Annotated in this window: 6 protein-coding genes; 1 reads left to right on the top strand and 5 read right to left on the bottom strand. The window is 64.9% G+C overall.

Annotated elements, in window-relative coordinates:
• Positions 1-496 precede the first annotated feature (496 nt).
• The 5 genes from IQ26_RS30265 to IQ26_RS39545 are packed head-to-tail and all read right to left on the bottom strand — an operon-like array spanning position 497 to position 5185.
• Positions 497-1087, bottom strand: coding sequence for a DUF447 domain-containing protein (locus IQ26_RS30265; RefSeq protein WP_145722040.1), 591 nt, complete (start codon positions 1085-1087; stop codon positions 497-499).
• 3 nt (positions 1088-1090) lie between these two features.
• A complete protein-coding gene (locus tag IQ26_RS30260) occupies positions 1091-2485 on the bottom strand; it encodes a DUF6513 domain-containing protein (protein WP_145722038.1) in 1395 nt (464 codons plus the stop codon).
• Positions 2478-3029 carry a flavoprotein gene (locus tag IQ26_RS30255; protein WP_145722036.1) on the bottom strand — a complete coding sequence of 184 codons (552 nt, stop codon included), beginning with the start codon at positions 3027-3029 and terminating at the stop codon, positions 2478-2480. Before IQ26_RS30255 ends, IQ26_RS30260 begins: the two co-directional genes overlap by 8 nt.
• A 3-nt stretch (positions 3030-3032) precedes the next feature.
• Positions 3033-4859: a (5-formylfuran-3-yl)methyl phosphate synthase gene (locus IQ26_RS40695; RefSeq protein WP_145722034.1), complete on the bottom strand. Its 1827-nt coding sequence runs from the start codon at positions 4857-4859 to the stop codon at positions 3033-3035.
• Complete coding sequence (locus IQ26_RS39545; protein ID WP_162458116.1) at positions 4856-5185, bottom strand: hypothetical protein; 330 nt, start codon at positions 5183-5185, stop codon at positions 4856-4858. The genes IQ26_RS40695 and IQ26_RS39545 overlap by 4 nt, the downstream gene beginning before the upstream one ends.
• On the opposite strand from IQ26_RS39545, the gene IQ26_RS30245 reads away from it, so the two are divergent.
• Entirely contained in the window at positions 5163-6404 is a 1242-nt protein-coding gene (locus IQ26_RS30245; RefSeq protein WP_145722032.1) for an ABC transporter substrate-binding protein, read from the top strand. The genes IQ26_RS39545 and IQ26_RS30245 overlap by 23 nt on opposite strands.
• Positions 6405-6458 lie beyond the last annotated feature (54 nt).

Here is a 6458-nt window from a genome sequence, read left to right as displayed (position 1 = left end):
CACGGTTCCCCGTCGACCGGGAGCAGCAGCACGCCATGACCCGGCATGGAATGGTTCCGCCTTCAGCTGCAGGCACTCAGCCTCCGGCGGCGAACCCACGCGCGTCCATGGTGATCATCGGCGCCGACAGGGCCGCGCCCAGCTGCCCACCGTCCCGACAACACCGCGCGGAGGCGCAACGAAGCGGTCTGTCCGCATTCACCCCAGAGCTTCCCGACGGCGGTCGCGCAATCGCCGACATCTGCCGAAATCCGAAATCCCCATAGCCATCGCCTGTGGCCCGCGGGTTCCTTCCTCGGGGACTTTCGTACGCCTGCCGGCGCCCGAAACTCTTCACGGAAGCGGCCCGACCGGTTTCGGCCCCACTCCGGTCATCGTGCATACCGGGCTCAATGCCTGCAAAAGGATCGAAAACTGCCGTTTGAGATCAGGGGCCACCGTGTACCATGCTAAAACGCGTCAGCCCGGACGCTTACTCTGGTTCAGCGTATCCGGTTCAGCCCCGTGCATCCTCGCCACTGGCATCCTTGGCCGCCAAGTGCTCACCGACACGCTGCATCAGCCAGCCCCAAGCTTCCTTTTCGCCCTCGCCAGCGGTCTTTTCGATGGCAATCGAAAGGTAGGCGATTTCCGCCTCGATCTTGTCGCGCGGCAGCATGCCGAGCCGGCTGACCAGGATGGCCAGTTCCAGCACCGCCGCCTTGGCGCGGTTGAAGCCGGTGAACGGCGCATGCGTTTCCTCCCGCACCACGCGGCAGAAATGGCGGGGCCGCATACCATCGTCATCGACACTTTCGACTTCGAGGACGGAATGCGCGAGCGCCGCCGCGAGCCTCGGCACCGCAAACCCGTCAACCCCAACGGTTGGCCAATGCTTGCGGCCGGTCAGGCAGCCGGCAAAGATACGCACGTCGTCGGTATAATTGGCGATGGCGAATGGCACTTCGGCGAGATTGTCGAGCGTGACCGACGGCCGGAACGGCGCGATGACCCAGCCGTCCTTCTCAGCGATAATGCCGATCGGCGCGATGTGGACGGTTCCGGCCTTGTTGACCGTGGTGATGATCGATTCGCGAATGTAGGGCATGGTTTAGCGCTCTTTCTTCGCGCGAAGCGTGTGGCCCGCTTCCGCAAGACGGGTGCGGTCGGTTTCGGGAGCCGGCGCGGCAACGCCCCATGCGAGCGGCTCGTCCTGCACATAGCGCTTGCCGAGGCGCCACGCGATCTCGGCCTTCATCAGTTCCGCGCCGAGGTAGAACGCGTGCGCGCCATCGGCCTCAACGCCGAGCCCGGCAAACAGTTCGAACGCATCCCTGGCAACCGCATGCCCCTTGCCGTTGAAGACGTGGATGCCGTCCTCGGCGGTCATGATGCGGAAGTTCGCGTCGCGCACCTCTGCCGCTAATGCCTCGATATCGCCGGTCGAGGCCGTAAACGGCTTGCGGTCGTGAACCTGCAGCAGCCCCGGATGGTAACTCCGCGGCAGCGCACCGTCGTTCTTCGCGGCAAACAGGATGCGGCGGGCAATATCGTGCTCCTCGATCGTTCGCAGCGTGTGCGGGCTGACATGCACGGCAAGCACGTTTCGGACCTGCAGTTCCGAGCAGAGCCCGGCCAGAACGGCGGTAACGCCGGAACTGTCGGCGTCGGTCAATTCGGTGAGATTGCCGGTGCCCATCAGCAGTTCGACCTCGGGCCAGCGGCGGCGCGCCTCGATGAAACGCCCGAGTGAGGCGGCGAAGCCGAAATGGATCGGGTCGAGCACGGGATCGGCGATGAAGGCGACGCCGGCCTTTTGCGCCGCATCGATGGCCCGCCCGAGCGAATCAAGATCGCCGGGGGCGGACGGGATCAGCACCGGCACAGCCTTGTGGCCGAAGGCCAGCGGCAGCGTGTTCTCATCGAGGCTGAGAAGATAGTCCGCACCGGCGCGCGCGCCGATCGACAGTTCGTCCGTGCTGGCGGAATCGACGCTGACCAGAAATCCCCGTGCCTTCAGCTCGAGCACAGCCTCTTCCAGCAATGGAAACGGCGTTTCCGGCAGGCAGCCGAGATCGATGACGTCGGCGCCGGCCGCAACCAGCGCCCGCGCCCGCGCCACCAGCCCTTCGACCGACAGCATCGGCGCATCGACGATTTCGGCGAAGATGCGCATGTCGTGACGCGAAAGGTCTGGCGGCTCGCCCGCCCGGCCGAGAAAGGCCGGCAGATCGGCGATCTCGTCGGGGCCGCGTATGAAGGGCACGCCGAAATGGTTCGACAGGTGCTCGATGTCCCCCCGATAGCGGCCGGGCAGGATGACGCGGTCGGTGCCGCCTGTCAGGCTGAGCCGCCGCTTGATGATGTCTTCGGTCATTAGCGCCGCAACCTTGACGCCGATGTCGATGATCTCCCACGCAAATTCGGTTTCGCCAAGCCCCGCCAGCAGCCGTTCCAACCGGACCTTGGCCAGATGGCCGGTAAGGAAGACCAGCCGCTCAGCCATGGCTTGCGAGTTCGGCGTGGCGCCGCCTGACCGAGGTTTCGAGATCGGCGAGCGACTCGACCACCTGGGTGCGCTCGAAGCTCTTCAGCAGGTTGGTATTCTCCAGGTCGATCCTGCGCGGATAGACCTTGACCAGCCCATGCGGCGCCATGGTTTCGAGCTCCGGCGCGGTGTCGCAGGCAAAGACGATGGCCGGCACCCGGCACTTTCCCGCCTGGGCAAAGACATTGGTGGCAAGCGTATCGGAAATGCCGTGCACGCATTTGGCGACCGTGTTGGAACTGGCCGGCGCCACCACGACCGTGTGATAGACGCCGTGATAGAATTCGCCGACCGGGATCGCGCTCGCCGTCTTGTCGTGCAGCACGCGCGTCGTCTGCGGGAAATCCAGCTTGAGCTTGTACATGCGCAGCACTTCGTTGGCGGCTTTCGACACGAAGACATCGCAATGCTCGAGTTGGTGAATGAGTGCGAAGCTCTCCGTAAAAAAATGACCGGAACCGGTCAAAACCCATGCCCAGCGCGGCGTATGCAGCGTCGCCATCGCCTACCCTGCTTTTCTTGCCGGCCTGACCGGCGCCGCGATCGCGACGCCGGGCAGATTGCCCGCCGCGAGCAGCGCCCCGGCCCCGGCGGCATCTTTCGGGCCGGCGAGATGGAAATCGACGCCGTCGGGCAGCATGGCGGCGAAGCCGGCGTCGACGATGCCTCTGGTGGCCAGGCTGTCGATGGTGTCGCTGCCGAAGAAGGCGCCGGTCTGCTTGATCAGCAGCAGCGCCTTCGCGCCGAGCTTGCCGGCAAGCCAGGCGGCAAGCGAATCGGAGGTGATGTCCCAGGACACCGGAATGTCCGGCGCCGACAGGGCCAATGACGACGGCAGCCACACCGGGACCTTCCCAGCGTCCGACGCCCGCGCCATTTCCTGCAGCGACCGTGCCGGCGCCAGCCTTTCGTCACGGTCGAGGATGATTTGGCCGAACTGCTCCATGGCGAGGATCGCCATGGCGTGGGCGGCGGTGTCGGAAAAATCCATGCGGATCTGCGTCTCGCGCACCTGGTCGGCGAAGAGGCCGCCGCCGGGCACGATGACGACCGGCAGCTTGGAACCGGCCAGCGCCGCGATCCAGCTTTCCAGTTCCGCCGCACGGACCGTGCTGCCGCCCAGCTTGACGACGGCGCGCCTGACGACCTCGGGCCTTTCCTGTCGCGGCTGGGAAACAGCGCTTTGGCCTTTTCGGCCGGCAGAACCGGAGGCAACGCCGCGGCCTGCCGATTGGCGCTTGCGTTCGATCTCGACGCCGACGCCGCCTGGGCCGAGTTCGAGCTTTTCCACCCTTACCGTGACGCGCACGACACGCGGGTTCTCCAGGATGTACGTCGCCACCTGCTCGGCCAGGGCCTCGCTAAGCTGGACGTGGCCCCGCGCAACGATGGTGCGAATGCCGTCCATGATGATGTCGTAGGAGAACACATGGCGCATGTCTTCGGGATGGTCGGTGACTTGCAGCACGTCGGCGGTCACGTCGAAACGCACCTTCTGTGTATGGCCGTGCTCGAAGCTGTAAGCGCCGATCTGGACCGGCAGGACAAAGTCCCGCACGAAGATCTTGTCCGTGCCCAGCGTCGGGTCGGTGTCCGGCGAATAGCCCCTCGCCGCCAGCAGGCGGTAGTCGACGCTCGACGAGCCGCCGGCCCGGGAGACTTCCGGAACCAGCTCGCGGATCTGCGAAACCGCCTCGGCGCTGATCGAACCGGTGCGGCCGGAGTCGCCACACAGCGCCCCGCGAAAGCCGAGAAAATCGGGAGCGAAGGGCAACAGGCGCGGAATGTCGGGGGCCTCCAGCGATCCGCTCAGGCCAACCATGAGACCGAGCGATTTCGCTCGATCGACGAACCCCGGGATTTGCTCAGGCGGCAGATGGTCGAGCAGCCGCCCGTTCGCCTTGTTCGCGGTGTCGACCATGGCGCCATGGAAGCGATGTTTGGCAAATACCGGCAAAAGCTCGAAATCCGGCGCCAGATCGGCGAAAAGCACGGCGATCAGTTTCGTTCGCGCGGCGAGCGGCTCGAGCGCCGCCGCGCAAGCAGCGGCATTTGCCGACGGAAAAAAGCCTATCTTGACGTAATCGACGCCGGTGGCGGCGATCTCTTCGGCCTTGGCGCGGATCGTTTCGGGTTCCATCGGCAGGTCGCCGCACACCGCGCTGACCGGCGCCCGGCCGGCAATCAGCGAAATCGTCCGGCTGAGCGTTTGAATGGATACCGCGCCCAGCGCTCCCGCCTTCGGGTCCTTCAGGTCGACGATGTCGACGCCGCCCGCAAGCGCGATCTCCGCCTCGTCGACGCCGGTGACGCTGGCCAGCATTCTGGTCATTGGACTTTCTCCGGCGACAGGACGCCCTTGTCGAGACGATTGATCTTCCGGTGCGAGGATTCGCCCACCGCCTCGTCGGCGGCAGACTCCATATCGGCAAGGGCATTGCTGATCCTGGGCCCGTATACCGAAATCCGCCCGGCTGCCGTTCCGGCGAGAAGGCCTCGGACTAAAGCAGACGCAAGAAGTCCACTTCTAGGGTTTGATAAATTTTGCGGGTCAGCTAAGCTCATCACGGGCACCTTGACTTCGCGCCGGTCCGACAACAATCGGACTTTAGCGCAAGAACGGGTAATTTTATCGATGACGAGCGCGGTGCCGTGCACTCTCGCGGCCTTTTTGTGCTTTTTTTCCCTGACCGTCAACGTTCCCGGCGTGCTAGCCCAGGAAGCGTCGCCGGCCGCGACGGCCAAGCCGGAGAAAAAGGTAACCGAAATCAAGATAGGCTATTTGCGCGCCTATGCGCCGCAGCTGGCTTTGTCGGTGGTCGACGTCCCGCCGCGCGATGAAGGTGTTGCCGGCGCCAATGTGGCGATTGCCGACAACAACACGACCGGCAGCTTCCTCGGCCAGAAATTCAGCCTCGACGTCACCGAGGTAAAGCCGGACGCGGACGTCGTTCCGGCCTTCCAGGAAATGATCGCCAAGGGCGATCGCTATGTGGTTGCGGACCTCTCGGCCAGGCAATTGCTGTCGATCGCCGATCTTGCCCGCGACAACGGCGTCTTGATCTTCAATGCCGGCGCCACCGACGACAGTCTTCGCGAGGAGGAATGCCGCGCCAACATCTTCCACACCATCCCGACGCGCAGCATGCTGGCCGACGGGCTGGCGCAATATCTCATCTGGAAGCAATGGCGGCGCTGGGTGCTGATCTACGGCTCGCACGAGCGGGACCAGCTTTTCGCCGAGGCGCTGCGTCGGGCGGCGACCCGCTTCGGCGGCGAGATCGTCGGCGAAAAGGAGTTCAAGGATACCGGCACGGCACGGCGGACCGATTCCGGCGTCGTCCAGATCCAGCGGCAGATGCCTGTCTTCACCCAGGACCTGCCGGAGCACGACGTGTTGCTGGTCGCCGACGAGAGCGAGGTGTTCGGCACCTACGTTCCGTTCCGCACCTGGATTGCGCGACCGGTCGCCGGCACCGCCGGCCTCACGCCGTCGGCCTGGCATCCGGCCAGCGAGCAATGGGGCGGCACCCAGATCCAGAACCGCTTCGCCAAGGCAAACGGCCGCCGCATGATATCGAAGGACATGGCGGCGTGGACCGCGGTGCGCATCCTCGGCGAGGCCGCGACCCGCACGCAGGGCGCCGATCCGCGCAAGATGGCCGACTTCATCCGCTCCGACGATTTCTCGATCGCCGCCTTCAAGGGGCAGAAGCTGACCTTCCGCAAGTGGAACCAGCAGTTGCGGCAGCCGATCTTCCTCGGCGACAACCGGTCGGTCGTCTCGACCTCGCCGCAGGAAGGTTTTCTGCACCAGGTGTCCGAGCTCGATACGCTCGGGGTCGATGAGCCGGAAACGAAATGCGTGCTTGAGTAGAACAAATTGGGAGGGATTTCAGTGCAGAGAGGAGCTTACGCGCTCGCCATTTTC

Source organism: Mesorhizobium tianshanense (genome assembly GCF_007830515.1).
Classification (GTDB): Bacteria; Pseudomonadota; Alphaproteobacteria; order Rhizobiales; family Rhizobiaceae; genus Mesorhizobium; species Mesorhizobium tianshanense.
The sequence above is the reverse complement of the archived record's forward strand: the minus strand, read 5'-3'. Positions and strand labels throughout refer to the sequence as shown.

Coding starts and splice junctions, on each gene's coding strand:
- IQ26_RS30245 (WP_145722032.1), top strand. CDS start 5,163: ATGACGAGCGCGGTGCCGTGCACTCTCGCGGCCTTTTTGTGCTTTTTT.
- IQ26_RS30265 (WP_145722040.1), bottom strand. CDS start 1,087: ATGCCCTACATTCGCGAATCGATCATCACCACGGTCAACAAGGCCGGA.
- IQ26_RS30260 (WP_145722038.1), bottom strand. CDS start 2,485: ATGGCTGAGCGGCTGGTCTTCCTTACCGGCCATCTGGCCAAGGTCCGG.
- IQ26_RS40695 (WP_145722034.1), bottom strand. CDS start 4,859: ATGACCAGAATGCTGGCCAGCGTCACCGGCGTCGACGAGGCGGAGATC.
- IQ26_RS30255 (WP_145722036.1), bottom strand. CDS start 3,029: ATGGCGACGCTGCATACGCCGCGCTGGGCATGGGTTTTGACCGGTTCC.